The 1,521-nt window shown below is 34.3% G+C and carries 2 protein-coding genes and 1 pseudogene; 1 reads left to right on the forward strand and 2 read right to left on the reverse strand.

The window, feature by feature from the left end:
• Positions 1 to 85: 85 nt before the first annotated feature.
• Positions 86 to 508, reverse strand: coding sequence for a YidH family protein (locus tag RHOW815_RS07800; RefSeq protein WP_215217740.1), 423 nt, complete (start codon positions 506 to 508; stop codon positions 86 to 88).
• An 84-nt stretch (positions 509 to 592) separates the two neighbouring features.
• On the opposite strand from RHOW815_RS07800, the gene RHOW815_RS07805 reads away from it, so the two are divergent.
• Positions 593 to 1,129, forward strand: a complete 537-nt coding sequence (locus RHOW815_RS07805) for a hypothetical protein (RefSeq protein WP_215217741.1) — start codon at positions 593 to 595, stop codon at positions 1,127 to 1,129.
• Positions 1,130 to 1,187: 58 nt separating this feature from the next.
• Here the strand turns inward: RHOW815_RS07805 and RHOW815_RS07810 are convergent.
• Positions 1,188 to 1,451 (reverse strand): annotated as a pseudogene (locus tag RHOW815_RS07810) (transposase); the annotation flags it as partial.
• Positions 1,452 to 1,521 lie beyond the last annotated feature (70 nt).

The raw sequence follows: 1,521 nt of genomic DNA on the forward strand, positions 1-1,521 counted from the left end.
TATATTGGAACGGACTATTAATGTTTGGACTACTGGGATATTGGATGAATTTCTTAAGTCGGCAAGTATCTTTAAAACAGTAAATTTAATTCAAGATAGGTTCATGTGAATGAAGTAAATAAATGACTAAAAAGACACCTATAAAAAAGACGAACAGTGCAAGCAGAGCATCAAGCCAAGTTAAAGATTGATAGATGTCACGATTAATTTGTCTTTCTGTTTTTTTAAACTTAAAAAATGCGAAAATACAAAGTATAGTTCCAAAACTTACCAAAGATATACCGAATATGGAAGAATACATGGAATGTGGTAATCTTGATTCTGGCAAGCCTGATTGCCCTAAAAAAGGTGTTATTTGTTGCATGAAAAAGGAAAACTTTTCAACAACAAATCCAAAAGCCATTAGGCCAAGATTAGTTCTAATCCATGCCAAGAAAGTTCTTTCATTAGCCAAATGATCTGCACGATTGAAACTCTTTGCAGGTTTTTCAGGATATTTTTCTATCATATATTCCTTCTTTATAAAGGACCGTTGCAAGAAAAGCATCGGTCAGCCTTATTTTCTACAGACCAAGTACTCTTATGCAGCACGATGATTATTAATTACAAGGACACTAATCTTTCTGTTTTCACGCTCGTTGAAAAAAGAATAGTTTATGACTGGGTTGGAATAGATCACTGCAATGATAGATCTGTTTTTATAAATAGCATTATGATGCTAGCTTTGACACCTTTTACAGCTGTAGCTGATATAGCCAAGGGAATTTGTGAAGCTTTCTATGCTACCTATTCTGCTATATTTAAAGGTGATCCAGATCATCGAATTACGATGATTGCCTATAAGAAAATAATTGCATCTCCCTTACAGCATGTTATTTATGTCGTTGCTTGCGTTTTCTATCGCTCTTTTTCCAAAGCACGCAGTTCTAAACTATTTCCTAAATGGCTCTGTCCTGAAGGGTTTAATATTTTTAGTACACTAATTTATAAAATAAACAAATGGGTGGAAGAAGGAGACCCAAATGAAAGAGATAGCCGCAATTATGCAACACTTAGCCTCTTGAGATCTTACTATGATGCTGAGCCTACTTTGGAGCTTTCTTGGGCTAGGAGTGAGTTCCTTGCCTGATATTTTCGATTTATAGCCTTTCGCTAACAAATTAACAACTCTAAAACTTAGAGCTTGTTTAAAATCTTTTCAAAAGTAGAACAATAAAAGCGAGAACCACCATATTCAGGCTTGTATGTAGTTTTCTTTCGCAATTTTTCCATAGCCTGCGACGTTTTTCTATCCACGCAAAAGAACGCTCTACAACCCATCTTTTGGGAATAACTGTAAAAGTATGAAGTGTATTTCTTTTGGCTATTTCTACCATACATCCTAATATTTCCTGGACACTTTTTGCAAATCTTTCTCCAGAAGATCCTCTATCTGCTAAAATATTTTTTACACCGAACAAATGGTTTTATGTAGTGAAAATGCTTCTATACACCCATTTTTTTTAAAACTATTTCAAGAGT

This window comes from Candidatus Rhabdochlamydia sp. W815, from assembly GCF_018642185.1.
Lineage (GTDB): Bacteria > Chlamydiota > Chlamydiia > Chlamydiales > Rhabdochlamydiaceae > Rhabdochlamydia > Rhabdochlamydia oedothoracis.

Excerpts from the sequence above, each read along its gene's own strand:
- RHOW815_RS07805 (WP_215217741.1), top strand. The coding sequence starts at position 593 with ATGATTATTAATTACAAGGACACTAATCTTTCTGTTTTCACGCTCGTT.
- RHOW815_RS07800 (WP_215217740.1), bottom strand. The coding sequence starts at position 508 with ATGATAGAAAAATATCCTGAAAAACCTGCAAAGAGTTTCAATCGTGCA.